At 69.2% G+C, this 25,803-nt stretch carries 19 protein-coding genes; 12 read left to right on the forward strand and 7 right to left on the reverse strand.

Annotation, left to right across the window (positions count from 1 at the left end; genetic code table 11):
- Positions 1-19 precede the first annotated feature (19 nt).
- A complete protein-coding gene (locus BCF44_RS49945) occupies positions 20-1,453 on the reverse strand; it encodes an MFS transporter (RefSeq protein WP_116181637.1) in 1,434 nt (477 codons plus the stop codon).
- A gap of 127 nt (positions 1,454-1,580) precedes the next feature.
- Between BCF44_RS49945 and BCF44_RS49950 the strand changes: the two genes are divergently transcribed.
- Complete coding sequence (locus tag BCF44_RS49950) at positions 1,581-2,186, forward strand: TetR/AcrR family transcriptional regulator (protein ID WP_116181638.1); 606 nt, start codon at positions 1,581-1,583, stop codon at positions 2,184-2,186.
- Here the strand turns inward: BCF44_RS49950 and BCF44_RS49955 are convergent.
- Positions 2,170-2,367, reverse strand: a complete 198-nt coding sequence (locus tag BCF44_RS49955) for a ferredoxin (protein WP_116181639.1) — start codon at positions 2,365-2,367, stop codon at positions 2,170-2,172. The two genes, BCF44_RS49950 and BCF44_RS49955, sit on opposite strands and share 17 nt — an antisense overlap.
- Before the next feature lie 183 nt (positions 2,368-2,550).
- On the opposite strand from BCF44_RS49955, the gene BCF44_RS49960 reads away from it, so the two are divergent.
- Together BCF44_RS49960 and ssuE are read left to right on the forward strand one after the other, a co-directional pair.
- A complete protein-coding gene (locus BCF44_RS49960) occupies positions 2,551-3,588 on the forward strand; it encodes an LLM class flavin-dependent oxidoreductase (RefSeq protein ID WP_211353612.1) in 1,038 nt (345 codons plus the stop codon).
- A gap of 9 nt (positions 3,589-3,597) precedes the next feature.
- Positions 3,598-4,158 carry an NADPH-dependent FMN reductase gene (gene ssuE / locus BCF44_RS49965; RefSeq protein ID WP_116181641.1) on the forward strand — a complete coding sequence of 187 codons (561 nt, stop codon included), beginning with the start codon at positions 3,598-3,600 and terminating at the stop codon, positions 4,156-4,158.
- Between the two features lie 21 nt (positions 4,159-4,179).
- Here ssuE and BCF44_RS49970 read toward each other — a convergent pair whose 3' ends face one another.
- From BCF44_RS49970 to BCF44_RS49985, 4 genes are all read right to left on the reverse strand, one after another.
- Entirely contained in the window at positions 4,180-5,739 is a 1,560-nt protein-coding gene (locus BCF44_RS49970; RefSeq protein ID WP_116181642.1) for a dipeptide ABC transporter ATP-binding protein, read from the reverse strand.
- Positions 5,740-5,825: 86 nt separating this feature from the next.
- On the reverse strand, positions 5,826-6,569 hold the full coding sequence (locus BCF44_RS49975) for a thioesterase II family protein (RefSeq protein WP_170218177.1): 744 nt from the start codon (positions 6,567-6,569) through the stop codon (positions 5,826-5,828).
- Positions 6,562-6,789 (reverse strand): acyl carrier protein, encoded by a 228-nt coding sequence (locus BCF44_RS49980; protein WP_116181644.1) that lies wholly within the window; start codon positions 6,787-6,789, stop codon positions 6,562-6,564. The genes BCF44_RS49975 and BCF44_RS49980 overlap by 8 nt, the downstream gene beginning before the upstream one ends.
- Entirely contained in the window at positions 6,786-8,663 is a 1,878-nt protein-coding gene (locus BCF44_RS49985) for an HAD-IIIC family phosphatase (protein ID WP_116181645.1), read from the reverse strand. The genes BCF44_RS49980 and BCF44_RS49985 overlap by 4 nt, the downstream gene beginning before the upstream one ends.
- A 172-nt stretch (positions 8,664-8,835) precedes the next feature.
- On the opposite strand from BCF44_RS49985, the gene BCF44_RS49990 reads away from it, so the two are divergent.
- Positions 8,836-9,597 (forward strand): AfsR/SARP family transcriptional regulator, encoded by a 762-nt coding sequence (locus tag BCF44_RS49990; protein ID WP_116181646.1) that lies wholly within the window; start codon positions 8,836-8,838, stop codon positions 9,595-9,597.
- A 21-nt stretch (positions 9,598-9,618) separates the two neighbouring features.
- Here the strand turns inward: BCF44_RS49990 and BCF44_RS49995 are convergent, their stop codons facing one another.
- Positions 9,619-12,516, reverse strand: coding sequence for a helix-turn-helix transcriptional regulator (locus tag BCF44_RS49995; protein ID WP_170218178.1), 2,898 nt, complete (start codon positions 12,514-12,516; stop codon positions 9,619-9,621).
- A 95-nt stretch (positions 12,517-12,611) separates the two neighbouring features.
- Here BCF44_RS49995 and BCF44_RS59410 point away from each other — a divergent pair, with 95 nt between their 5' ends.
- The 8 genes from BCF44_RS59410 to BCF44_RS50030 all read left to right on the forward strand — a co-directional run bounded on the left by BCF44_RS59410 (position 12,612) and on the right by BCF44_RS50030 (position 25,796).
- Positions 12,612-13,193 carry an IS3 family transposase gene (locus tag BCF44_RS59410; protein WP_116181691.1) on the forward strand — a complete coding sequence of 194 codons (582 nt, stop codon included), beginning with the start codon at positions 12,612-12,614 and terminating at the stop codon, positions 13,191-13,193.
- A 533-nt stretch (positions 13,194-13,726) separates the two neighbouring features.
- Entirely contained in the window at positions 13,727-14,566 is an 840-nt protein-coding gene (locus BCF44_RS50005; protein ID WP_147328984.1) for a hypothetical protein, read from the forward strand.
- The gene (locus BCF44_RS56225; protein ID WP_170218180.1) at positions 14,563-15,066 is read left to right on the forward strand and encodes a hypothetical protein; all 504 of its coding nucleotides are present in this window, start codon (positions 14,563-14,565) and stop codon (positions 15,064-15,066) included. Before BCF44_RS50005 ends, BCF44_RS56225 begins: the two co-directional genes overlap by 4 nt.
- Complete coding sequence (locus BCF44_RS50010) at positions 15,063-16,787, forward strand: fatty acyl-AMP ligase (protein WP_170218181.1); 1,725 nt, start codon at positions 15,063-15,065, stop codon at positions 16,785-16,787. The genes BCF44_RS56225 and BCF44_RS50010 overlap by 4 nt, the downstream gene beginning before the upstream one ends.
- Positions 16,780-18,270, forward strand: coding sequence for a type I polyketide synthase (locus BCF44_RS50015; protein WP_116181650.1), 1,491 nt, complete (start codon positions 16,780-16,782; stop codon positions 18,268-18,270). Before BCF44_RS50010 ends, BCF44_RS50015 begins: the two co-directional genes overlap by 8 nt.
- A 16-nt stretch (positions 18,271-18,286) precedes the next feature.
- A complete protein-coding gene (locus BCF44_RS50020; RefSeq protein ID WP_116181651.1) occupies positions 18,287-19,129 on the forward strand; it encodes an LLM class F420-dependent oxidoreductase in 843 nt (280 codons plus the stop codon).
- The gene (locus BCF44_RS50025) at positions 19,126-22,713 is read left to right on the forward strand and encodes an SDR family NAD(P)-dependent oxidoreductase (protein WP_116181652.1); all 3,588 of its coding nucleotides are present in this window, start codon (positions 19,126-19,128) and stop codon (positions 22,711-22,713) included. Before BCF44_RS50020 ends, BCF44_RS50025 begins: the two co-directional genes overlap by 4 nt.
- Positions 22,710-25,796: a beta-ketoacyl synthase N-terminal-like domain-containing protein gene (locus tag BCF44_RS50030; RefSeq protein WP_116181653.1), complete on the forward strand. Its 3,087-nt coding sequence runs from the start codon at positions 22,710-22,712 to the stop codon at positions 25,794-25,796. Before BCF44_RS50025 ends, BCF44_RS50030 begins: the two co-directional genes overlap by 4 nt.
- Positions 25,797-25,803 lie beyond the last annotated feature (7 nt).

Consider the following 25,803-nt stretch of genomic DNA (forward strand, 5'->3'; position numbering starts at 1 on the left):
GCCGACGACGGCGCCGAACTCACCGGCCGGACTGCTGCCGGGGCGGTGTCTTGATGCCGAACAGCGCCAGCGCGAGGCCGAACAGGGTGTAGACGATGCCCACCTCGAACGCGATGTGGTAGCCGTGCAGGGCGGCCGCCGTGCTCGGATGGGTCGCGCCGCCGATAACCGCGCCGAACACCGCGACCAGCACGGCGAGCCCGAGCGATCCGCCCAGCCGCTGCGAGACGTTGAGCAGACCGGACGCGGCGCCGGCGAAGCGGGGCTCCACGTCGGTCAGGCCGACCCGGGTGACCAGGGTGAACAGCAGGCCGGCGCCGGTGCCGAACAGGATCATCGGGCCGAACAGCGAGGCGAAGTAGTCGCTGTCCGGGGTGACGAAGGTCAGCCAGAAGGTGGCGGCCACCGTCGAGAGGCTGCCGATGATCAGCACCGGCTTGATGCCCAGCCGCGCGGTCAGCGGCGAGACGAGCTGCGCCGAGGTGAAGATCATGACGCCCCAGGGCACGAAGGCGAACCCGGCCCGGAGCGGGTCGAGGCCCTGGATGCTCTGCAGGAACTGGGTGACGAAGAAGAAGACGCCGAACATGGTGCCGCCGAGGAACAACAGGATCAGGTTGGCGCTGACCCGGTTGCGGTGCCGGAACAGCAGCAGCGGCATCAGCGGTGCGGTGATGCGGGCCTCGACGGCGACGAACACCGCGAGCAGCACCACGGCGACGGCGAGCGAGGTCAGGGTCTGGGGATCGGTCCAGCCGTCGCTGGTGGAGCGGATCAGGCCGTAGGTGAGCGCGGACACGCCGAGGGTCGACAACAGCGCGCCAGCGATGTCGAACCGACCCTTGGCCCGCGCTGCGCCGGCGATGAAGAGCACGGCGAGGACTCCGACGAACACGCCGATCGGGACGTTGACGAACATGGTCCAGCGCCAGGACGCCCACTGGGTGAGCACCCCGCCGAGGATCATGCCGACGACGCCGCCGGCCCCGGAGACCGCGCCGTACACCCCGATGGCCTTGGCCCTGGCCGGGCCGTCGAACGACGTGGTGATCAGGGCCAGCGCGGTCGGCGAGCCGATGGCCGCGCCGATGCCCTGCAGGGCGCGCGCGGCCACCAGCACGCCCGCGTTCGGCGCGAGCCCGGCGAGCAGCGAGGCCACCGTGAAGACGGTCAGGCCGGCGAGGAAGACGTTCTTGCGGCCGAGGATGTCGCCGGAGCGGCCGCCGAGCAGCAGCAGGCCGCCGAAGGTCAGAGTGTAGGCGTTGAGCACCCAGGACAGGCCGGTCGCCGAGAAGGCCAGGTCGGTCCGGATGCTGGGCAGGGCGACATTGACCACGCTGGCGTCCAGCACCACCATCAGCTGGAACGCGGACAGCGCGGTGAGGATCAGCCCAGGTCGGCGCCGGCGTGGCGGCGGCGTGGCGGCGACCGCGGCGGCAGGTGAGGTGGACATCGGCACTCCGGTGCTGGGTCGGTGGGAGACGCGAACTTAGGGTACGGATCCGTTCGCTGTGCAGACGGTAACATGGCCGGCGCCGTTTAAGAAACGAAACGGTACCCTCAAGTGAGGAGGCGTCCGCATGTCCGTGACCGACTCGGAGCGACTGCCTGTCGCCGATGGCGCGAAGCGCCGGCGCGGTACGGCGCTGCAGCACGCCATCTTCGACGCGGTGTTCGACCTGATCAACGAGATCGGCTACGCCCGGCTGACCATGGAACGGGTCGCGCTGGCCGCCGGCACCAGCAAGGCCGTGCTCTACCGCCGCTGGCCCGACAAGGAAGCCCTGGTCCTCGACGCCCTGCGGGAGAGCCTGCCGACCATTCCGGAGGTGTCGGTCCACGGCAACCTGCGCGACGACCTGCTCGCCGTGCTGGAGGTGGTGCGATCGGCGTTCGCGATGACCAAGGGCACCGCGTTCCACCTGGTGGCCGCCGAGGCCGGCGGCGACTGCCGGGCGCTGGCCAATGAACGCGTGTTCGCGCCGGCGCACGACGCCATCCTGGCGACGATGCGGCGCGCCGCCGAGCGCGGCGAGACCCGGCCGGAACTCGTCACCGACCTGGTCGCCGACATCGGCACCGCGCTGTTGCGCAGCCGAGCCATCGACGGCGAGATCCCGCCCGAGACGCTGGTCACCGCGATCGTGGACGACGTGCTGCTGCCGCTGCTCAGTTCGGCTCGCTGAGCCGGATCGCGTTCGACGGGCACAGCTGCTGACCGAGTCGGACGGCCTCGCGTAACTCCGCCGCAGGCTCGTCCTGGAGCACGACCACAAGGCCCTCGTCGTCGTGGTCGAAGACGGTCGGCGCGCTCAGCACGCACTGGGCCGCGCCGATACACCGGTCCCGGTCGGTTTCGATTCGCATTTCCGCACCTACTTCCTGGGTCGACGATTCCACCCTAGGGTAGGTGTTCCGTGGGCGACAACCGCGCTTTAGAGCTCGCCAAGGTAGTCATTAGTCGCGCCGTCGATACTGTGTGGCGTCGATGAGTTCTCGGTGTGCTCACCTGTGACGGAGGCTGCTGAAGTGCGCATAGGGATTACTTATTTGAGCGCGTCACGGGACATTGACCGGGCCACGACGGACGAGAAGTACGGCGATTTCTTCCGCGAAGTCGAGTGGGCCAACGACAAGGGCTTCGCCGGCGTCTGGATCACCGAACACCATTTCTCCACCTACAGCCTCAGCTCGTCGCCGCTGCTGCTGCTGACCAAGGCCGCGACCGTCGCGCCGAACCTGCGGGTCGGCACCGGGATCCTGGTGCTGCCGCTGTGGGATCCGGTCCGGCTGGTGGCCGACGTGTGCACCCTGGACGCGGTCTCCGGCGGCCGGGTCGACCTCGGCATCGGGCGCGGCTACCAGTCGCACGAGTTCCACGGCTACGGCCGGGACCTGGCCGACAGCCGGGCGATGTTCGAGGAAGCTGTCGACCTGATCACGCAGCTGCTCACCAGCGAGGACACCACGTTCGACGGCCGGCACTACCACGTCGACGCACCGGTCACCGTGCTGCCCAGGCCCACCCAGAACCCGCATCCGCCGGTCTGGCTGGCCGCCGTCAGTCCCGAGTCGACCCGGTTCGCGGTGACCAGGGGCTTCAACTTCATGGGCCTGGCCCTGGCCACGCCGGCCGAACTGGCCAAGCACTGGCGGGCGATCGAGGACATCGCCCGGGAGACCGGGCAGTCGGTGGCCGGCCGGGAGTACTCGGCCAACCGCTACGTCTACTGCACCACCGACCCGGACGGCCGGCGGCTGGCTGCCCGCGAGGCCGCCCGGCAGATGGCCATGTCCCGGGCGCTGGCCACCGGCGCGGTGCCGGTGCACGGCGTGGCGCCGGCCCCGGCCGAGATCGACCCGGCCGACGAGGAACTGGCCTACCAGCGGCTGCTGGCCGGCACGCCGGACGAGATCGTCGCCCAGATCGAGGAGATCGCCGACTCCGGCGTGACCTACATCAGCGCCGGCTTCCAGTACGGGGCGATGCCGACCGAGGCCTCCTTCCGCTCGATGAAGCTGTTCGCGGAGGGGGTGCTGCCCGCGTTCGCCGGCACCACCGGAGCCGCGACACCCGCCTTCTCCTAGGAGGAAACCGTGCCCACCGTAGTGGCGATTTCCGGCAGCCCTTCCGAGCTGTCCAAGACCAACCGGGTGGCCGAGCACGTGTTGGCCGCGTTGGCCGGCGACGGCGCCGAGGTGGCCCACATCCGGCTGCGCGACCTGCCGGCCGTGCCGCTGCTGCACGGGGACAGCGGCCATCCGGCCATTGCCTCGGCGCTGGCCACGCTCGAGAAGGCGGACGGCGTCGTGCTGGCGACGCCGACCTACAAGGCCGCGTATTCCGGACTGCTCAAGGCTTTTCTCGATCTGCTGCCGCAGTTCGCGCTGTCCGGCAAGGCGGTGCTGCCGCTGGCCACCGGCGGCAGTGTCGCGCACGTGCTGGCGCTGGACTACGGCCTGCGGCCGGTGTTGCAGTCACTCGCGCCCCGGCACGTCGTGCAGAGCTATTTCCTGCTGGACAGCCAGCTCACGCTGACCGAGGACGCGGTTGTGCTCGAACCCGATGCCGCACGGACGCTGAAGGACATCCTGGACGACTTCGCGGACGCCTTCCGCGTCGCGCGCCGGGCCACCGCGGTCGCCCGGTCCAGCTGAGCGGGTCGGCGAGCCTGGAGCTCAGTCCACCGGGCTGAGCTCCAGGCTCGGGATCGCGGCGAGCAGCGCCCGGGTGTACGGGTGGCGCGGCCGGTCGAACACGTCGGCGGCGGCGCCCTGTTCGACCACCCGGCCGTCCTTCATCACCAGCACCCGGTCGCCGATCTGCCGGACCACGGCCAGGTCGTGGGTGATGAACAGCAGCGCGATCCCGGTTTCCCGTTGCAGCGCGGCCAGCAGTTCGAGCACCTGGGCCTGCACCGAGACATCCAGCGCGGAGACCGGTTCGTCGCAGATCAGCACCGACGGATCCGGGCCGAGCGCCCGCGCGATGGCCACCCGTTGCCGCTGGCCGCCGGAGAGTTCATGGGGCCGGCGGCCGGCGAACTCAGCGCCCAGCCCGACCTTGGCCAGCAGCTCGGTCACCCGTTCGCCGCGCTGGCGCCGGCCGAGCCGGGGGAGTGCCTCGCCGATGATGGTCGCCACGGTGAACCGAGGATCGAACGCGGCGTACGGGTTCTGGTGCACGAGCTGCATGAAGCCGCGACGCGGGCGCCGGGTCCGCTCCGGCAACGCCGACCACGCCTGGCCGGCCACGCGCACCGTGCCGGTGTCGGGAGCGAGCAGGCCGGTGGCGATGCGGGCCAGGGTGCTCTTGCCCGAGCCCGATTCGCCAACCACGGCAACGGTTTCCCCCGCGTGCAGGGTCACGGACACGTCCGACAGGGCCGGCCGCTCGGCACGGGAGTAGGTCTTGCCGACCAGGTCGATCTCCACCACCGGTCGGCCCGGCGTTGTCGTCGGCCGGTCGCGACGGGCGGGTACCGCGGCGATCAGCTGTCGGGTGTAGGGATGGTCCGGTCGGGTCAGGATTCGGGCCGTGGGGCCGGATTCCACGATCTCACCGGCACGCAGTACCACGATCCGGTCGGCCAGCCGAGCCACCACGGCCAGGTCGTGGCTGATCAGCAGCAGCCCGCGGTCCTGGCGGGTGATCCGGCCGAGCAGGTCCAGGATCTGTTCCTGGACGATGACGTCCAAGGCGGTCGTCGGCTCGTCGGCGATGACCAGCCGCGGCCGAGCGGCCAGCGCGGTGGCGATCAGCGCGCGTTGCCGCAAGCCGCCGGACAGCTGGTGCGGATACTGCGCGGCCCGGGCCTCGGGTTCCGGTACGCCCACCTCGCGCAGCAACTCGACGGCGCGTGCCGCCCGTGCCCGCCGGGACACGGTCTCGTGCAACCGGATCGGCTCGGCCACCTCGGCGCCGACGGTGCGCAACGGATCCAGCGACACCAGGGCATCCTGCAGGACCATGCCCACCGTGCGACCCCGGAGCCGTTGCCAGTCCCTCGCCCGGAACTGCCTGGTGTCCGTGCCGTACACCGACAGCCGATCCGCGTCGACCCGCGCTCGCCGGCCGGCCAGGCCGAGCAGCGCGCGGGCGGTCACGCTCTTTCCGGAGCCCGACTCGCCCACGATCGCCAGGCACTGACCCGGTTCGACGGTGAAGGACAGGTCCCGCACGACGGGTGCACCGCGACCGAACGCGATGGTCAGCCCCGCAACGTCAACCAAACTCACTGGGTATCCCTTCGTGTCGCGCCGCGCCCACCCTGCCCCGAGCCGCTAAAGCCGCCACTAAGCGCGTGCCACATCGTGGGACCGGTTCAGCGGACCGGGACCGTGGCCAGCGCGGAGCGGATCAGGTCGAGCAACTCGCTCGCCGCGTCGTGCACGAAGAAGTGGCCACCGGGCAACACGTGCGTGCGAACCTCGGCCGTGCTGTGGGCCGCCCACGCGTCGACGTCCGCCCGGGACACCAGTGGATCGGCGGCCCCGGTGTACACGTCGATCGGCACCGGCAACGCCGGCGCGGCCGGTGGCCGTGGACCGTGGCAGATGCCCAGATCGGCACGCAGCAGCGCGATCGCGGCCGCCCGCCAGTCCGGGTAGCGCCGCACGGTTTCGGACATGCCGCCGATGCGCAGCAGCAGTTCGACGAGCTGTTCGTCGGACATGTCCGACACCTCGGCCAGCGGCGCGCGCAGCAGCGGCCCGGGGAACGCCCCCACCAGCAGCCGCGCCGGCAGCGGTTTGCCGGTGGCGAGCAGCCGGCTGGTCAGGGTATGTGCGATCAGCGCCCCCATGCTGTGCCCGTAGAAGGCGTACGGCCGGTTCAGCCACGGATCGAGCGCGTCGGCGATCGCGGTGACCGCGGTGGCGAGGTCGCTGATGCGCGGTTCGCGCACGCGGGCCTCTCGCCCGGGCAACTGCACCGGATACACCGCGACGTCCGGCGCCAGCGCGGCCCGCCAGCCTCGGAACGCCGACGCGCCGCCACCGGCGTGGTGGAAGCAGAACAGCCGCAGCCGGTCGGCCTGGTCCGGCGGGGCGTCCAGCCAGTCAGGCACCGCCGGCCACAACCGCGTAGATCCGGCCGAGGCTCGGCGCCGACAGCACGTCCGGCAGGGAGATGCTCCGGCCCGTCGCCTGTTCCAGCGCGGTCAGCAGGGTGAGCAGGTGCACCGAGTCCCACCCGGTCACCTGGTCCAGTTCCCGGTCCAGTTCGTCGGTGGCCACCGCCAGCCCGATCTCGTCGTGGATAAGGGCGGTGAACTCGTCGCGGGTCATCCCAACTCCTCGGTCAACGTGACGTGCTCGGGCGGGGCGGCGATGTCGACGAGGTCGTGTCGGAACACCGCTTCGGCGCCGTCGTCGGTCACCGTGCTGAAGCCGTTGCGCGGGTAGAACTCCCGCACCTTGCTGTTCTTTGCGGACGACCGGTAGGCGCCGACCACGCTGCCCGCGCCGGTGTCCCTGGCGTGTCGGAGCAGCACGGACAACGCGGTCTGCTCCACGCCCCGGGCGAACACCCGGCAGCTGAGCAGGAAGTTGTCGATGTGCAGGACGTCGGCTTCCCGGTGGGCCAGGATCGCGCCGACCAGTCCGTTGTCGCCGAAGCGGTCGGCGGTGCGCAGCGCCAGCACCAGCGCGTCCGGGTCGCGGATGAGGGCCTGCACGTCGGCCGGCTGCAAGCGGCGGGTGGTGAGGTTGAACTGGTTGGTGCGCAGGGACAGCTGCGCCACTCGGTTCACGTCCTGCTCGCCGGCGGCGAAAACCCGCACCGCGACGCCGAGTTCGGACAGGTAGTCCTGGATGGAGTCGAAGGAGTTCAGGAAGTCCTTGCGCACCAGCTCGTCCCGGTACTTGGTTGGCCGGTCGCGGTCCTCGGCGGTCAGCTCGACCGTGTCGAACCAGCCGTCGGCCAGCAGCCGGTCGACGTGCCAGGCCGGCTCGTCGTCCAGGGTGATCACCGCGACCGCGGGCAGCTCCCGGCGTACCAGACCGCGCTCGTAGGGACTGTCGTCCGCGAACACCACGCTGTCCACGCCGACGTTGAGATCCTCGGCGAGCTCGACCAGGTTCTCGTGCTTGGGCCGCCAGTTGGCCACCACACGCACGAAGTCGTCCTCGCGCAGTGTCATCCCCGGATGCTCGCGCAGCACGGTGCGCACCGGCTCGATGTCGTTCTTGCTCACCGCGGCCACCAGCACTCCCTGGGCGGCGAGTTGCCGCACGGTGCGCTGGAACGCGCGGAACGCCTCGCCCCGATAGCCGTCGGCGACCTCGATACCCTCCGGCCCGTCGTCGCCGAGCACGCCGCCCCACACCGTGCCGTCCAGGTCGACGGCCAGCACCTTCTTCGCCCGGCCGGTCAGGTTCCGGGCCAGATGTCCGATCTCGCGGGCGTATCCGGCCAACAACTCGGTGGACAGGTGCGCCTTCGCGTAGACGCTCAGTCGGGCATCACCGGCCGGGATGCCGTCGGCCAGCAACGAATCGGTGTCGACCACGACCACATTCCGGTGGGCCGCGGTCAGCCGCAGCAGACGCGCGTTGGCCTCGCGCCAGGCGGCACCGAGTTCGGCCCTGGACCGGTGATCGACCAGCGCGGCGGTGCGCGTGCGGGGGAGCGGGATGGTGTTCAACACCAGCGTGCCCGCACCTCGCTCGGCGAACCGCGCGGCCAGCCCGGCCACGAGCGCCACCTTGGCCTCGAACACCGCGCGCACGTCCTCGGGCCGCCACGGCGTCGGCACCTCGTCGAAGATCAGCGCCGGATCGAGCAGGCACAGCACGATCTCGGGCCGGGCCGAGTACAAGTCGCTGTCCGAATCGGACAGATCGACGACGTAACTGTCGAAGTCGGACAGCACCGGCCTGAGCAGCAGGCCGTGCCGGGCGAACTCGACGGTCAGCGGGGCGATCAGCGCGGCCAGCGTGCCGTGACCGGTGATGGCGACGGTCAGCGCGGACGTGTCCGGGTGCGCCCGCAGCACCTCGTCCGGGTTGAGCCGGGACAGCCACGCGCCGGCCCGCCGCAGCAGGTCGCGGCTCTCCGGCGGCACGTCGGCGAGCAGATCCCGGACCAGCGGATAGTCCGACGCCAGGCGGCCGGTCCGGTGCAGCCGCAGCAGTTGCTCCGCAGCGGTCGTGGTGGTCATGCCGCCATCGTGGCCGCCGGCTCTGAAGCCGACCTAAGCGCGAACTTCGGCGCCACCTACGCCTTTAAGTACTTTCTACGATGTGGAGCGCCCCCTGACTTGGGCAAACTGATCCGGTCCGGGTTCTCGACAGTGCCGTCGAGCGTGCGAGCGCAGGGGTGAGGGGCACACGGTGGCATACCAGGTTCTCGGTGCACTGCGGGTGGCCGATGAGAACGGATCGGCGTCGATCGGCGCGCACAAGGTAAAGACGCTGCTCGGCGTGCTGCTGGTCCGCGCCAACCAGGTGGTGCCGGCCGACCAACTGCTCAACGAGCTGTGGGGGAGCAACCCGCCGCGGCGCGCCACGGCCGGCCTGCACGTCTACGTCTCGCAGCTGCGGCGGTTCCTCGCGAACACGGTCGATCGGCCGGACCCGCTGGTCACCAGGGCTCCGGGGTATCTGTTGCAGGTCGGTTCGGACGAACTGGACCTGTTGGTGTTCCGCCGGTTGGTGCAGCGCGGACGGTCCAGCATGCGAGCCGGCAACCATGAGGAGGCGTCGGCGGCGTTCTCCTCGGCGCTGGATCTGTGGCGCGGCCCGGCCCTTGACGACCTGCGCGACGGCGAGGTCATCGGCAGGTTCGTCAGCTGGCTCGAGGAACTCCGGCTGGAATGCGTCGAGATGCTGGTCGAATGCGACTTCGAACTCGGCCGGCACCGCGAACTGGTCGGCTTCCTCTACGACCTGGTCTCCGAGCACCCGCTGCACGAGGCGTTCTACCGGCAGCTGATGCTCGCGCTGTACCGGTGCGAGCGGCGGGCGGACGCGCTGCGGGTGTACAAGACCGCGCGCGAGACGCTCACCGCCGAGCTCGGGCTCGAGCCCTGCCGGTCCCTGCGTGACCTGCACCACGCGATCCTGCTCGGTGACGGCGATCGGCTGGCCGGCTGAGCCGCCGATCGCCGTCGTCCGTCAGTCCACTTTGGCCATCAGATTGGCCAGTGCGGCGCGGGAGCCCACGTTGAGCTTGCGGTAGACGTGGCTGAGGTGCACGTCCACCGTGCGTGGGCTCAGCGACAGCTGTTCGGCGATCTTCTTGGTGCGGATGCCGGTGCCGGCGATCCGGGCGATCTCCCGTTCTCGCTTGGTCAGCACCGAGAGATCCACGTCCGGGACAGTCGTTTCGTCCCCGTCGACCGAGGCGGTGCCATCCTTCGGGACGATCCGCCTGCGCAGCGTCTCGGCGTCCTCATACAACACCACGGCGCCGCACTGGAGTGCGAGATCCTTGGCCAGCAACAGATGCGCGTCCGCCTCGGCGATGCGGTTGTCCAGCTCGGCGCTGTGCGCCGCGAAGGTCAGCGAGCGGATCTGGGCGCCCGCCATGCCCAGCGAACCGTACAGATCGGCGGCCTGTTGGTACAGGGCGGTCGCGGCCGCGTAGTCCTGGCCTGCGCGCACCAGGTGGCCCCGGGCGACCATGGCCGAAGCGAAGTGGTTCGGCTGGCCCACCGCGGCCGCGGCCTCGTCGCAGCGACGAACCCAGTCGGCGGTGCGGGAGTCACCGCTGTTCGCCGCAGCGTTGGCCAACATCTCGTAACACCGCGGCCGGATCAGCGGTGGAATGCCCGGTAGGTCGGTGCCCCCGCCCGCGTGCAGCACCAGGCTGGTGCACCGGCGGTCGTCGCCCTCGATCTCCAGCACCCGCGCCAACAACAGGATTGCCTGCACGCCGAACCACCAGCCACGGGGCAGCCGCATGGCCACCGCCTGCTCGGCGTGCGCCACCGCGATCCGGCTCCCGTCCGACCGATCGATCCACGCCAGGTACGCGGATTCGAACATGATCGCCAGGTCCCGCACGTGCCGCGCGCCGATGCGGCCGGCCACCTCGGCGGCTTCGGCCGCCGCCCGCCGCGCCTCCGCGAGCCGGGCCACGGCCTGGTAGTTCTGACTCAGCCCGAGCAACGCGATGACCCGTTCGCCGTGTCGGCCCTGCTGACGGGTCAGGGAGACCTGCCGGGACAGATGCCGTTCGGCATCGGCGAAGCGGGTCAGGATGCGTTCCACCCAGCCGAGCAGGGTGAGGCAGTCGGGGTGATCGGCCAGCTCCGCGTCCGTGAGCGTGTCCACGATCGCGGCGCAGTCCACGGCCATGCCGGTGGCCAACTGGACGTCGCCCCGGTAGCTGGCGAGCAGGCCGCGCAGCGCGAGCAGGCTGGCCGTGTCGACCCGATCGCCTTGCCGGCGGGCCAGTTCGAACACCGATGCCAGCAGTTCCTCGTCGGGCAGCTCGCTGCCGAACAGGCCGGTGACGGCCTGTCGGCGAAGCAGTCGGACGAGGGCGCCCAGATGGGCTTGCGGCTGTTCCCGCAATCCGGCCAGCTCGACCGCGAGCACGGTGCTCGCCTCGGTGTAGTTGCCGAGCAGGCACTCGACCAGGGCGCATTCGGCCACCGCGCGGACGCGCTGGCCGGCGCTGACCGCCGGGCAGTGCCGGATCAGCACCTGCAGGAGCTCACGGGCGTCAGACAGCTCTCCCGCGGCCACGAGCGCACTGGCCAGGACCAGCCGCAACTCGGTTCGTTCGGTGTCCACGGCGGTCAGCCGCAGCGCCAGCCGCAGCAGCCGAATCGCCTCCTCGGGGCGGTCGGGCAGCACATCCGCGGCGGCGCGGGCAAGGACGGTCAGGTCGTCGGGTTCGAACAACGCGATCGAGCCGGACACGTGCCACGCTCGGTCCTCGGCCGACGCGCCGTGCTGGGTCAGCAGTCCCAGCGCGCGGCGATGCGCGGCGTTCCGCCAGCACAGGTCCGTGCCGGCGTACACCAGCTGGCGTAACAACGGATGCCGGAACGTGAGTACGCCGACATCGGCCGCCGAGCGCAGCACGTCCCGGTACTCCAGCCCGGCGGTCGCGGCACACACCCGATTGCGGTCCAGCTCGGACACCGTGATCAGTGCGTTGATGTCGCAGTCGACCCCGAGCACGGCAGCGGCCTCGGCGACGAGCATTTCATCGGGGGAGAGCGTGGCGAGTTCGCTCGCGAGTAGCGCGGCGGCCAGGCCCGCCGATTCGGGTTCGCGCTGCCGCGGCAGCCGGAGCTCGGTCGGCTGATCCTGCTCGGACAGTGCCAGTAGGTACAACGGGTTGCCCTTGCTCACCTCGTGCAGATCGCGCAGGCGGTTCTCGTCCACTTTCCGCCCGTCGACGGCGAGCAGGCTCGCGGACTGGTCGACGCTCAACGCGCCGAGCTCGATCCGCTCCACCGTGCCGGCGGCCATGCCGTGCGCGAGAGCACCCGCCAGCCGAGCACACGCCTGGCGAGGGCGGTAGGCCACGACCAGCAGCAGCGGCGCGGGCACCGGATACCGCGCCAGGAAGCTGATGAATTCGGTCGATCGCCGGTCGGCCCAGTGGCAGTCGTCCAGCAGCAGGACCATCCCGTCCCTGGCCAGGTGGGTGAGCAGCGCGCGGAGAGTGGGCAGCACATCGGCGTCGGGTCCGTCGCCGGCGCGGTCCCGGGGTGCGCGCAGCAGGTGCTTGGTGATCACATCGGCCTGGCTCGCCGGCAACTCGGCGCACGCCTTCGCGATCACGTTCTCGCCGAGCGCGTTGGCCAGCGACCGGAACATGTCCTTGCGTTCGAACTCGCTGCTGCGCCCGTGACACACGGCCAGGCCGCGGCGCCGGGCCTCGGCGGCCAGTTCCGTCAGCAGCATGCTTTTGCCGATGCCGGGCTCGCCGGTCACCTGGATCGTGTGCCCGGAGCCCGGCGCCAACCGGTCGAGACCGGCCCGGAGCCGGTCGAACTCGTCGCTGCGGACGTCCGCCGCATCGTTGGTATGGCCGATCTCTGTCCCACCCACTATTGCCCCCCAGCTCAGTGCGTCATCCGAATCACTGACGTGCGGCCGGCCGGCCGTGCGCGGCGTCAAGCACGGGGCGACTCCGTTGAACCACCGTGCTCTGGCCAATTTACCGAAACTCCGGGTGTTCGGAAGCCCCGCCGGCTTCATGTCAAATAATAGAAACCTGGATCGGGCCCTTGACATTGTGCCGGAGCGAGGTCTGGGCTGAGCTGAACTGGCAGGGCATCCTCGTGGCCCGGTGCACGGTCGAGCGGCTCATGCGCAAGGCGGGGCTGCGTGGGCTGCCGCGCGACAAGTCCCCGCGCACGACGTGGCCGGCGCCGGAGACCGGACGGCCGACTGACCTGGTGGAACGTGACTTCGCGGCGACGCGGGTGAACCAGTTGCGGGTCGCGGACATCACTTGCGTGCGCACCGCCGCGGGCAGGATTCGAACCTGCGCACCGCGGCACATCCGGGTCCGTGACAACCGGAAGGTCGAACGGGCTGCCGATAGGCCGGACACGGCAGCGTGTGGCCGAACGCGACATCGGGCGGTCTGTGGACAGCGGGGGCCGTTCACGGTGCCACCGACGGCTGGTCACGCCGTTGACCGGCAGCTGAACGCGCTGGGGTGGCGCGAACTCCTCGCCGGAGGTGGCGGCAGAGGACCGGATCATGACGTTCTCTCCTGAAACCGGGCTGTGCCTTTGGCAGTCACGGCCGGCGCGGCGGGTGTTCCACACCAACCGGGAGCAGGCGGAGCACGGGGAAGGTGTGTGGCAGGCAGAGGTCGTCGAGTGCGGTCCGATAGGGGGGCCACTGATCTGGCCACTCCATGAACAGGGGCCAGGTCGTCCATAATGATCATGTTGATCGCAAACTGCGTCCCCCATCAGCCACACCGACAAGCTAACGGCCGCCAATGACCGAATGAGATCACGCCGCGCTGGGTTCCAATCCAGAGCTTCGAGAACGTCTGCGCCCCGCGGTAATTTCGGGGGCGAGGAGTATTGGAGTGTCATTGACTGTGTCGAACGCCGGACGCGCTGTCACCGTGTATGTGACCGTTTTTGTCTGAGCGTCGCGCCGGCGGACAGCTCTGCGTGGTGTGCGCGCAAGAGAAAAGTGTCGAATTTTGCCCTGTTGAACGCGCCGCTGCCCGGTTGTGGCGAATTGAATTCAAAAAGGAATGATTTATTTGGCTGTCGCTGTGGGGTTGCCGTTTGTGGCGGCGCTGGACGACGTGTTGTTCGATGTTCCGTACTGTAGTGCCGCGCAATTCCATGAGTACTATGGCGATGGCCTGCCGCCCCGTCGGTTGGGCATGGGCTGCGCGTGGCAGTCGTTCGAAGTCGCGCGGCTGGTGCGGGAGCGCAGTGGGGTCAAGGCGACCTTCCTGTACTCCGGGCGGCATGTCGCCGCCGTATATCCGCAGGCCGGCGGCATGGTTGTGCTCGATCCGTATCTGCTGCACCGTAGGCCGGTGGTGCTGCGGAAGGCCGAGGCGCGAGACGGTGTCGTGACGGTCGTCGAGGATGCCTTTCCATTCCGTACAACCGTGAACGGTGAGACGAAGCCGTCGAAACTCAGGTTGAGCTGGACTCCCGCGGACGGCCGCCTGCACAGCGAATATCTCCGATATAGTCCGAGGCTGGGCAGGTATGTTACTTTCCGTGCTTTCGCATTCCGGCCTGGCTTGACGCTGCCGGTGTTCCCGCCGCCGCGTGCGCTTGTTCGCCGGCTGTTGTTGGACGCCGAGCAGAACAATCTGTCGATCAGGAGTGTCGATCGGGACAGTGGTCGCATGCGTGAGCTGGTGTTGCCGTTCAGTGGAAGGCCGCGCGAGCAACTGGTCGACGCGCGTTGTCTGATCACCAGAGACAACCAGGGGGCGGTGAGTCGCGCCGGGACGGACGAATTTCGGCGCGACCTGGCCGGCATCTGCGCGTCCGTCTCCAGCAGCCCGGACGAGCTGACCGGCTACCTGCTCAGCGCCGCCGAGATCTATGTCGCGAGGGTGTCGGACGACGTTGTGGTTCCCGAGTACTCCATGGAGGACGAATGAATACCCGATCGTTCTTCCTGGCCGGGCTCATGCAAGGAGCCAGGTCGGGGGCCGACGTGGCCGACCAGGACTACCGGCGGCGGCTCCGCGACGTGATCGAACGGCACGAGCCGGACGCCGTCGTGCACGACCCCGTCGAGATTCTCATCGGGTGGTTCGCCGCGGACGAGGGCCGGATCCGCGCGGCGCACGCGGCACTGGCCAAGCGGCCGGTGATCCGGCGGGACGAGCTCGATCCCGAGGTGCTGGACCTGATCGGCGGTTTCCACAAACTCACCGATCTCGCCGCCGCCTCGGACGTCTGCGTCGCGTGGTTGCCCGGCCGGGAACCGAGCATGGGCACGGCGGCCGAGATGCAGCGCGCCTACCTGGCCGGACGCACGGTCGTGGCGATCACCAAGATGCGCCAGACGCTCGCGATCCTGGCATGCTCGACGGTGATCCTGCCGGATCTCGACGCGTTCGAGCAGTGGCTGGTGTCGGCCGGGGTATCGGCGTGAAGCCGGGGGACACGCGGGATGTGGCGGATACGGCGCTGGGTCCTGCTCTGGCGGTGACCCGTGCCGCGGTGGTGCGACCGGACGGGATCGCCATGACGTTCGTCGACTACTCCACCGACCGCGGCGGGCTGGAAACCAGCCTGACCTACCGGGACTTGGCGGAGCGAAGCGCCGCGGTGGCGGCCGGCCTGCTGGAGAACACCGACCCGGGCGGGCGGGCCGCGATCCTGTGTGGACACGGCGTCGACTACGTCGCCGCGTTTCTCGGTTGCTTGCGCGCCGGCGTGATCGGCGTGCCACTGTTCGCGCCGGAGCCGTTCCGGTCGGCCGACCGGCTGCTCGACGTGATCGCCGACTGCACGCCCGAGATCGTCCTGACCAGCGGCAAACACGCTGACGCTGTGCAGGAGTTGCTCGCCTCGCCCCGGCTTTCGACACTGCCGAAGGAGGTCATGCTGGTCGATGAGACCACGCCCGACGCCCGGACGGCATTGCCCGGTCCACCTGGCGGCGACGCCGTGGCGTACCTGCAATACACCTCGGGCTCGACCAGAGCGCCGGCCGGCGTGCAGGTCACCCACCGCAACCTGGTGGCCGGCGCTGCGCAACTGGCCGGCTGGGTGCCTGCGGACGAATCGTCGAGCCTGGTCAGCTGGCTGCCGTTCTTCCATGACATGGGCCTGATGTTCTCGGTCGTGCTGCCGTTGGCGAGCATGATCCCGGTGACGTGCTTGGCTCCGCTGGCGTTCATCCAGCAACCTCGACGCTGGCTGGAGTTGCTCACCACCCACCGCGCCACCGGCACGATGTCGCCGAACTTCGGGCTCGACCTGTGTGTCGACCGTGTCGGACCACACCAGCGCGCCGGAATCGACCTGTCCGCGCTGCGAACGCTGGGCAACGGCTCGGAACAAGTTCGTCCCAAGACGCTGTCCCGGTTCACCGAAGCCTTCCAGGACTACGGATTCCGGCACGAAGCCCACTGCCCGGGGTACGGCTTGGCCGAGGCGACCCTGGTGGTGACCGGGCACGACCCGGGGCAGCCGCCGCACATCGGCGCCTTCGACAGGCAGGAGCTCTCCGCCGGCCGGATCCGGCCGGTGAACGTGACCGATCCGCGAGCCCAGCTGATCGTCAGCTCGGGCCGGCCGATCCGGCAGGAAGTCCGGATCGTGCACCCCCAAACAGGCGCCGAGACGGACGCCGTCGGCGAGATCCGGGTGCGCGGCAACAACGTCTGCGCCGGATACTGGAGGCAACCCGAGCGATCTGCCGAGACGTTCGGCGCAGGCAACGCCGAGGAGGCAGGATGGCTGCGCACCGGCGACCTCGGGTTCCTCAGGGACGGCAGGCTGTACGTCACGGGCAGGCTCCGTGACCTGATCATCATTGACGGCCGCAACCATCAGCCGGCGGACATCGAGGCCACGGTCGAGGAGGCGTGCCCGCAGTTGCGTCAAGGGCGGGTGGTCGCCTTCGCCTCCGAGATCGACGACGCGGAGCACCTTGTCGTGGTCGCCGAACTGCTGTCGCCGACTTCCACCGTCGACGTCGGCGCTATCCGGGCGGCAGTGCGCGCAAGCGTGTCCGAACGTCACGGCGTGCGCGTCCACATCGTCGCCCTGGTGCGAAAAGGCATGGTGCCGATCACCTCGAGCGGCAAACTCCGCCGGCAGGAGGCCCGGACCCGGTTCGAGGGCGGCGGGTTCGAGCGTGGCTGACGTGCAACGGTGGCTGATCGAACGGCTCGCGGCGCACGTCGGTGTGCCGCCCGACCGGATCGACACCGACCGGCCGTTCGCTGACTACGGCATCAGCTCGCGGGACGCCGTGGGGATCGCCGGTGAGCTGGAAGACCTCCTGGACCGGCCGATCGAGCCGATCGCCCTGTGGCGACAGCCGACGATTCGCAAGCTCGCGGACTCCCTGTCCTCGGCCCACGCACCGCCGAAGACGGGGACGGCAAGGGCTGAGTCGGCGGTCGCCGTCATCGGTATCGGCTGCCGGTTGCCCGGTGGCGTCGACTCACCGGCCGAGCTCTGGCGATTGCTGATGGCCGGTGATGACGTCGTCACCGCAGTGCCAACCGATCGGTGGGAGGCCTATCCCGTCCCGGACGGGACATCGACCGCTGGTGGTTTCCTCACCCGGGTCTACGACTTCGACGCGGAGTTCTTCGGGATCTCGCCCCGGGAAGCCGTCGAGATGGATCCGCAGCAGCGCATCCTGCTCGAAGTCGTGTGGGAGGCACTGGAGCACGCGGGAATCCCGCCGGACAGCCTGGCTGGCAGCCGGACCGGTGTGTTCGTCGGGGCGGCCACCAACGACCACGGCCGGGAACGACTGGCCGACCTGGCCGACATCAGCGGGTGGACCGGAACCGGGGCGGCGGCGAGCGTGCTGGCCAACCGGGTGTCTTACGTGCTCGACCTGCGGGGCCCGAGTCTGACCGTGGACACGGCTTGTTCGTCGTCACTGGTGGCGCTGCATCTGGCGAAGCGCAGCCTGGATTCGCGGGAATGCGACCTGGCGATCGTCGCCGGGGTGAACCTGATCCTCTCCCCGGCTGTCACGGTGAACTTCGACCGGTCGGGTGCGTTGGCGCCGGGCGGGCGTTGCCGTCCGTTCGACGCGGCTGCGGACGGGTACGTCCGAAGCGAGGGCTGCGCCGCGGTCGTGCTGACAAGGCCTGAGGGCTCCGACGGTCCACACGCGACAGTGGTAGCCAGCGCCGTCAACCAGGACGGCCGGTCGAACGGCCTGATGGCGCCCAATCCGTCGGCGCAGCAGGAGCTACTCGCCGAGGTGTACTGGGGTATTCCACGCGAAAAGGTCTGCTATGTCGAGGCGCATGGCACCGGGACGCCTCTCGGCGATCCCATCGAGGCGACGGCGCTGGGGTCCGTGCTGGGTGAGGATCGGGCGCGTCCGCTGCTGATCGGCTCGATCAAGTCGAACCTCGGCCATCTGGAGGCGGCAGCGGGCATCGCCGGTCTGATCAAGGCGGTGCTGTCGCTCGACCACGGACACATCCCGCCGACACTGCATTACCACAGCCCGAACCCGCACATCGACCTCGATCGGCTGGGGCTAGCCGTGGCGGCCAAGCCCTCGCCGCTGCCGGCGGGCGGCGGCGCGCTGATCGGGGTCAGCTCCTTCGGATTCGGCGGCGCGAACGCGCACGCTGTGCTCCGCCAACCGTGAGACACGAGGTTCCACCATGCATTTCGGTGTGATGATGCTCGTCACAGACTTCTCTTTGGACGCGGCGTCGGTGGCCAGGGCGGCCGAGGACCGTGGTTTCGAGTCGTTCTTCGTCCCCGAACACACCCATGTGCCGGTGAGCATGGCCAGTCCACACCCCGGCGGTGTGGCGGTCCCGCCGGAGACCCTGCAAGGCGTCGACCCCTTCATCACGTTGGCCCTCGCCGCCGGGGCCACCACCCGGTTGCGGCTCGGCACAGGCATCTGCCAGGTGCCCATCCGCGATCCGATCCAGTTGGCCAAGCAGGTGGCCAGCCTGGACGTCGTGTCCGATGGCCGGTTCCTGTTCGGCGTGGGCGCCGGTTGGAACCACGAGGAGATGCTGAACCACGGTGTCGACCCGCGGACCCGGACCGCTCGGTTGCTGGAACACGTGGTGGTGATGAAGCGTGTCTGGGCCGAGCACGAGGCGTCGTTCGCCGGCCGGTTCGTCAAGTTCGATCCGCTGTGGTCGGTGCCGAAACCGGTGCAGCGCCCGCACCCGCCCATTCTCTACGGCGGCAACGGTCCCCGCGCGATCGACCGGGTGCTGGCGCTGGGCGCCGAGTGGATGCCCTGGCATGCGTTGCTCGGGGATGACTTCGCCGACCGCGTCGCCGAGCTACGGCACCGGGCCGCGGTGGCTGGGCGTATGTCCGTGCCGGTCACGGTGTTCGGGGTGCCGGCCGACGAGGAGATCATCGACATGTACCGCGAAATCGGCGTCACCCGGTGCGTGTTTCCGCTGCCGCCCGCGTCGGCCGGGGAAGTCATGTCCATGATGGACTGGTACGCGGAATTGGCCTGGGAGGTTGAATGATCGGCCTCTTCCCGATATCCGCCCGATCGCCCCAGTCGCTGCGATCCAACGCGGAACGCCTGGCGCACTGGCTGGAGAACGAGGGCGCCGAGGTCTCGTTGCCGGATGTCGGCTACACCTTGGCCCGGCGGCGAGCCCATCTCACCGAACGGTTGACCGTCGTCGCCGACGATCGCGAGCAGTTGATCGACCGGCTGCGCCGCGGCGACTACGACCGCGCGACGTCGGCCGCACCGCAGGCCGGTGCTGTCTTCGTGTTCTCCGGCCACGGCTCGCAGTGGACGGGCATGGGCCGGGAACTGATGACCTGCGAACCCGTGTTCGCCGGCCTGGTCGAGGAGCTCGAAGACGTCTTCGCCCACGAGTGCGGCCGGGCGCTGTCGGAGCTGATGACCGGTGAGGATCTCGGTTCCGCCAGCATGGCATTGGTTCAGCCGACGCTGTTCGCCACGCAGGTGGGGTTGGCGAGGACGTGGCAGCACTACGGGATCGAACCGGCGGCGGTCATCGGGCACTCGATGGGTGAGGTTGCCGCGGCAGTGGTGGCAGGTGCGTTGTCGGCTGCCGATGGAGCGCGGGTGATCTGCCGGCGTTCGGCGCTGATCGAACGGCGGCTGACCGATCACGGTGCTGCCGCCCTTGTGGAGTTGCCCGCCGCGAAGGTGATGCGGATGATCGGCCCCGACGGCGTGCTCGACCTCGCCGTGTACAGCTCGACCAGGGCGTCCGTGGTGACGGGACGTCCCGAGGATGTGGAACGGTTCATCGACGGCTGCGAGGCCGTCGGGATCATCGCGCGTCGGGTGCCGGGGGTGCGGTTCGCCGCGCACAGCCGGCACGTCGACTCCATCATCGACGAGTTGACCACGAGCCTCGGCGATATCGAACCAAGTGGCCTGGTGACCCCCTGTTATGGCACGGCGTTGCCGGGCGCGCCGCCGTCGTTCGATGCGGGTTACTGGGCGGACAACTTGCGCAATCCGGTTCGGTTCACGCAGGCGTTGCAGGCCGCGGCGGCGGACGGCTACCGGTGTTTCATCGAGATCTCACCTCATCCGGTCGTGGTGCCCGCCATTGTGGACACATTGGGCGACTCCGGGATCACCGGCGCCTCCGCGCTCTGCTCACTCAGGCGGGAGCAGCCCGCGCGGCCGACTCTGCTGGCCAACATCGGCCGGGCGCATTGCCGTGGGCTGACCGTCGACTGGGCAACCGTGCACCCCGTCGGCCGGCTAGCCGAGTTGCCCACGATGGCGTGGAACCGGAAGCGGTACAGGGCGGTCATCCGGCGTTCTGACGACCTGCATCCGCTGCTCGGAGTGCATGTCAAGCTGACCGACCGGCACATCTGGCAGGCAACTGTGGACCTCGACCACCTGCCTTGGCTTGCCGACCATCGAGTGAACACTCGAGCTGTGCTCCCAGGTTCGGCCTTTGTCGAGATGGTCTCCGCCGCTGCCTGCGCGGCATGGGAAGTGCCGATTGGCGCGGTCGAGATGTCCGATCTGGAGTTCCGGCGCCTGCTGCCGTTGTCACGGCCGGTGACACTGACGACCACCATGTCCCTGTCGGGCGACACCGCGAATGTGGAGATCAGCACGGACTCCGCCGTGCACGCGACCGCAACCGTCCGGCGGGCAGACCACCAGGCCGGTAGCGACATCGAAGGTGACATCGCGGCTGTGACCGAGTGGAGGGGCGCCGGCCCTCTCTATGAGCGGCTGCGTTCGACCGGGCAGGAACACGGCCCCGCGTTCGCGGGGGTGAACGCCGTGTCCGACGGCTGGTCCACAGTGTCGTGGCCGGACGAGTTGCCTCAGGACGGCCGGTTCACGCTGCATCCGGCGATGCTCGATGCCTGCATGCACGGGCTTGCCGCGCTGATCGCCGGGGAGAGGACCGGGACAGTTCTGCCGGTCGGGATAGGGAGCGTGCGTGCTCGGCGCTCACTTGGCCGTGACCTGGTCTGCCGGGCGAGTGTCAAGTCCGCGCAGGACAGCGACACGCTCGCGACCGTTGACGTGTACGAGAAGTCGGGGGCATGGATCGCGACACTTGACGGAGTGCGGTTGCGTGAACTTCACGGCTCCCCGTCTTGGGAAGAACTGCTGTACGCCGTTGAGTGGGTCGATTCGCCGCGGACCAGTGGACAGACCGGACGGGTCCTCCGAATGCCGGACGGAGTCGACGGCCGGCAACTGGTGCTCGACCTCGCGACGACTCTGCGGGAGATCCTCACAGCCGGGCCGCCCTACGACCGTGTGATCGTCGCGATCGACGCGGCGAATCCGGAGCACGCCGCCCTGGCCGGTCTGGTTCGAACGCTCCGGCACGAGCATCCGGAGCTCCCGCTGTCCCTGGTGGACGACCCGGACGGCACCGCGGACATCGCGATGACCACGGAAGACGAGGTCACATACCGAGACGGCAACCGTCGGGCGGCGCGGCTCATGCCCGTGGCGCTTCCCGCGCGAACGGACTCCGTGCTGGTCCGGCCGGATGGCGCTTACATCGTGACGGGAGGCACCCGCGGCCTCGGACTGCGGACCGCGGAATGGCTCGCGGAACAGGGCGCCGGCACGATCCTCCTGTGTGGCCGGTCAAGCCCTACGGTCGATGTCGCCAACGCTCTGGTGCTGACCGGCGACATCACAGAAACCGCCGAACGGGCCGTCGCGCTCGCTGAGAGCAGAGGGCACCGTCTGCGAGGTGTGGTGCACGCCGCCGGCGTGCTGGACGACGCTCTGCTGGAGGATCTCGACGATGACCGAATCCAGCGCGTGTGGCATCCCAAGGTCCTCGGCGCCCAGCGTCTGCGGGCCGCTCTGGGCGAGGGTTCGCTCGACTGGTGGGTCAGCTATTCGTCGCTGGCGTCGGTGATCGGTGCCCCCGGACAGGCCGCGCACGCGGCGGCAAACGCGTGGCTCGACGCGTTCGGAACCCAGTTGCGCGGCGAGGGCATCCGGGCGATCACCGTCAACTGGGGCCGTTGGTCGGAGATCGGCTCGGTGACCGGCAAGCAGGTCGCCGGGCTTGCCGGGATACCGACCAGCACGGGCATGGCGGTCCTCGGGGAGATCCTGGCGAGGGATATCGCCCAGGTCAGTGTGGCAAGGTTCGACAGCGCCGGGCTCGCCGCGGCGTACCCGCACATCGCCCGGTCGGACTTCTTCGCTCATTTCCACCCCACAGCACGGTTCTCCGTCGACTCGCTTGCCGGGCACAACGACCAGGACCGCCGCCGGATGGTCGGCACACGGGTGATCGCCCGTGCCGGGGCGGTGCTCGGGTTCGAACCGGGCGAACTGCCCGAAGACCGGCCGCTGGTGCACGCCGGGCTGGATTCGCTGGGCGCGGTGAAGATCAAGAACGCGATCCGGGAGGACTTCGCCGTGGAGATCCCGGTCGCCCGCCTGCTTGGCGGCCACACGGTCGCGGAGTTGACGGACGACGTGATGAACGAGCTCGGGAACGCGACCGGGGACCCGACCGCTGACTCGGCCGTGGCCTCGGCAGCGGCCGACCGTGCGCGCACCCGTGCGACGCTGACGGCGAAACGCCGCGCGGTGAGGAGGCGGTCGTGAACGCCGGGGAATCCATCGCTGTCATCGGGATGGCAGGTCGATTTCCGAAGGCCGGTGACCTCGACGAATACTGGGCGAACCTCGTGGCCGGCCGGGACTGTCTCGACGACCTAGGCGAAGGTGAGTTGCGGGCCAACGGTGTTCCCGAGGGTGTGCTGCGCAACCCCGACTACGTCCGCAGGGCGGCCAGTCTCGCCGGGTTTGCCGAGTTCGACGCGGAGTTCTTCGGTTTCGCACCGGGAATGGCCGCGGCGCTTGACCCACAGCAACGGTTGTTCCTCGAAAGCTGTTGGCACGCTTTGGAGGACGCGGCCTACCTGCCGAGTGTTGTCGACGGCGCGATCGGTGTGTTCGGCGCCGGTTCGTTCACCGGTTACCTACAGCACACCTTGCTGTCGCAGCGCGACCCGCGGCAGTTCCTCGACACGGGTACCTCCACCGCAGTCGTCGAGGCATTGACCATGGGGGACAACAACTTCTTTGCCACCAGGGTGGCGCACACGCTGAACCTCCACGGTCCCGCGCTCACCGTGCAGACCGCGTGCTCCAGTTCGCTGGTCGCGGTACATCTGGCGTGCCAGAGCTTGCTCTTGGGGGAGTGCGACATGGCGTTGGCCGGCGGAATGACGGTGAAGGTGCCGCACCGGGTCGGTTATGTCCACGACATCGACTCGATGATGTCCGCGGACGGTCGGTGCAGGCCCTTCGACGCGGCGGCGAACGGCACGGTCTTCGGCAGCGGCGGTGGCGCCGTTGTGCTCAAGAGGCTGTCGGACGCGGTGGCGGACAAGGACAATGTCCGTGCGGTCATCCGTGGCAGTGCCACGAACAACGACGGTTCGCTGAAGATGGGGTTTGCGGCGCCCAGCGTGCGGATGCAGTCCGCGGTGGTCGCCGAAGCTCTCGCCGTGGCCGGGTTCGAACCACAGGACATCGGATACGTCGAAGCGCACGGAACGGGCACCACGCTTGGTGATCCGGTGGAAATGGCCGCTCTGCGGACCGCGCTGCCGACTGCCGAGGACTGCGTGGTGAGCTCGGTCAAGGGCAACATCGGCCACCTGGAAGCGGCCTCGGGGATCGCCGGGCTCATCAAGGCCGTGCTCGCGCTGGAGAACGGCTGGATCCCCGGTACCGCACACTTCACCGAACCGAATCGGGAACTGAGGCTCGATGACTCGCCGTTCGTCGTCCGAGCAGACGGCACCGGTTGGGGAGAGCGGCCGAAGATCGCCGGAGTGACCTCGTTGGGCATGGGCGGCACCAACGCGCATGTGGTCGTCGCGGAAACGCCACGCCGTCCGGAACGGCCCGCGGACCAACGTCCCAGTGTGCTCGTGCTCAGCGCGCGGAACCAGAACGCGCTCACGGATATGCGGCAAGCCCTGGCTGCCCACCTTCGACGTAAGCCGGAGATCCCGCTGGCAGACGTGGCGCACAGTCTGTCTGTCGGCAGGCACCAGTTCGAGCACCGCTTCGCGGTCATGGCGTCGACAGCGGCGGAAGCGGTTGACCTGCTGGAGTCGGGGCAAGGCCTGGCGGACCCGCAACCCGTGCCGGCAAACCCGGACGCGATGCGCGTTTCCCTACCCGGCTATGCTTTCCAGCGAGAACACCATTGGATAGAGCCCCGTGCGACCGCTGTCGTTCAGGCCAGTCCGGCAATTCCGGGCGACCACCGCGACGTGCTCGCCGATCTATGGCGGGAGACACTCGGTGTCGACGACGTCGCGCCGAACGACAGCTTCTTCGAGCAGGGCGGCGACTCCGTCATGGCCACGGCATTTGTGTCACGGGCGCGGACACAGGGAATCGACATGCGCCCCAAGGATCTGTTCGACAACTCGACGTTCGATTCGCTTGTCGCCCACGTCGAAGCCAGGACCGCGCCGGTCGCGCAACCGGTGGAGGACCGCCGCATCCCCTTGACACCGACGCAGTTGTGGTATCTGAGTGCTTCCGGGCATCGACAGACACCGTTGCTGTTCCGGCTCGCGCCCGACTTGGATCGAGCGATCGTGCAACGGGCTGTCGCGGCGGTCACCGCACGGCACGATGCGTTGGGCCTGGTCCCGACAATGTCGCATGGCGTGTGGTACCAGGAGAGGCGCGAGCTGCGGAGAGAACTGCCATTGGTCACCGCTGACGTCGACAGCCTGAAGACAGCCGATGCGGTGCTGGACCTCGTCGGCGAAACAGCCTTCGTGGACACGGTTGACGCCGTCTTCCTTGCCGTGGTGGTAAATCAGGTGGATCGAGCGTCCGCGCGGATCCTCACCGAAGAGCTCATCACGGCGTGCGATCATCTCCTCGCCGGAAACGCGGTGACGCTGCCCGAGACGACGGCCTGGGCGCGATGGGCCCGGTACACGCAGGACCTGGTGAACGACCAGAGCCTGTTCGCCGAGCTGGACCATTGGACGGCGACTCTCGACGTTCCACCCGACGGTCTGTCCGTGTCGAATCCTGCTGGACCATGGCAGGTGCTCAGGTACGCCGCCAAGGCTGAACCGCTGACCGCCGTTCGGCGCCGCGCACAGGCCAAATGGGCAGAACTCCTGCTCACCGCCATGACCTCGGCCTGGCATCGGCTCACCGGACGAACCACGATGACTGTGGACGTGCTGGGCAGCGTCCGGCAGGCAAACCCGGCGATGAGCCTCGACAGGTCAGTGGGACTGTACTCGGCGATCTACCCGGTCACCTTCACCGCGGCGGAGAACAGGCTCGACGCCGTCCGGCAGTCCTGGCGAGATGTTCCCCGGCACGGCCTGGGTTATGGCGTGCTTCGCCACCTCTACGGCCCGACGGCAGAGCGCTTCCGCGACCTACCCGAGCCCAGCGTGTTGTTCGCTGCACAAGGGGCAGTAGGCAGGCCCGTCCGCGCGTCCCGTCAACCGCTTTCCCGGATGGCTCTGGACGTTGCCCCGACCGGTCGCCACCCTGTCGAGGTGCGTTGCCACACCGCCGACGGCGCATTCGTCGTCGAGTGGTGGCACGATCCGGACCGGTGCGACACTGCTCTGCTCGCCGCCTGGAATGACCAGACCGCGGTCGTGCTTGACGCGCTGGCATCGCCATGACGGATCC

Source organism: Kutzneria buriramensis, from assembly GCF_003387475.1.
Lineage (GTDB): Bacteria > Actinomycetota > Actinomycetes > Mycobacteriales > Pseudonocardiaceae > Kutzneria > Kutzneria buriramensis.

Coding starts and splice junctions, on each gene's coding strand:
- BCF44_RS49945 (WP_116181637.1), bottom strand. CDS start 1,453: ATGTCCACCTCACCTGCCGCCGCGGTCGCCGCCACGCCGCCGCCACGC.
- BCF44_RS49950 (WP_116181638.1), top strand. CDS start 1,581: ATGTCCGTGACCGACTCGGAGCGACTGCCTGTCGCCGATGGCGCGAAG.
- BCF44_RS49955 (WP_116181639.1), bottom strand. CDS start 2,367: ATGCGAATCGAAACCGACCGGGACCGGTGTATCGGCGCGGCCCAGTGC.
- BCF44_RS49980 (WP_116181644.1), bottom strand. CDS start 6,789: ATGACCCGCGACGAGTTCACCGCCCTTATCCACGACGAGATCGGGCTG.
- BCF44_RS49985 (WP_116181645.1), bottom strand. CDS start 8,663: ATGACCACCACGACCGCTGCGGAGCAACTGCTGCGGCTGCACCGGACC.
- BCF44_RS56225 (WP_170218180.1), top strand. CDS start 14,563: ATGAATACCCGATCGTTCTTCCTGGCCGGGCTCATGCAAGGAGCCAGG.
- BCF44_RS50020 (WP_116181651.1), top strand. CDS start 18,287: ATGCATTTCGGTGTGATGATGCTCGTCACAGACTTCTCTTTGGACGCG.
- BCF44_RS50025 (WP_116181652.1), top strand. CDS start 19,126: ATGATCGGCCTCTTCCCGATATCCGCCCGATCGCCCCAGTCGCTGCGA.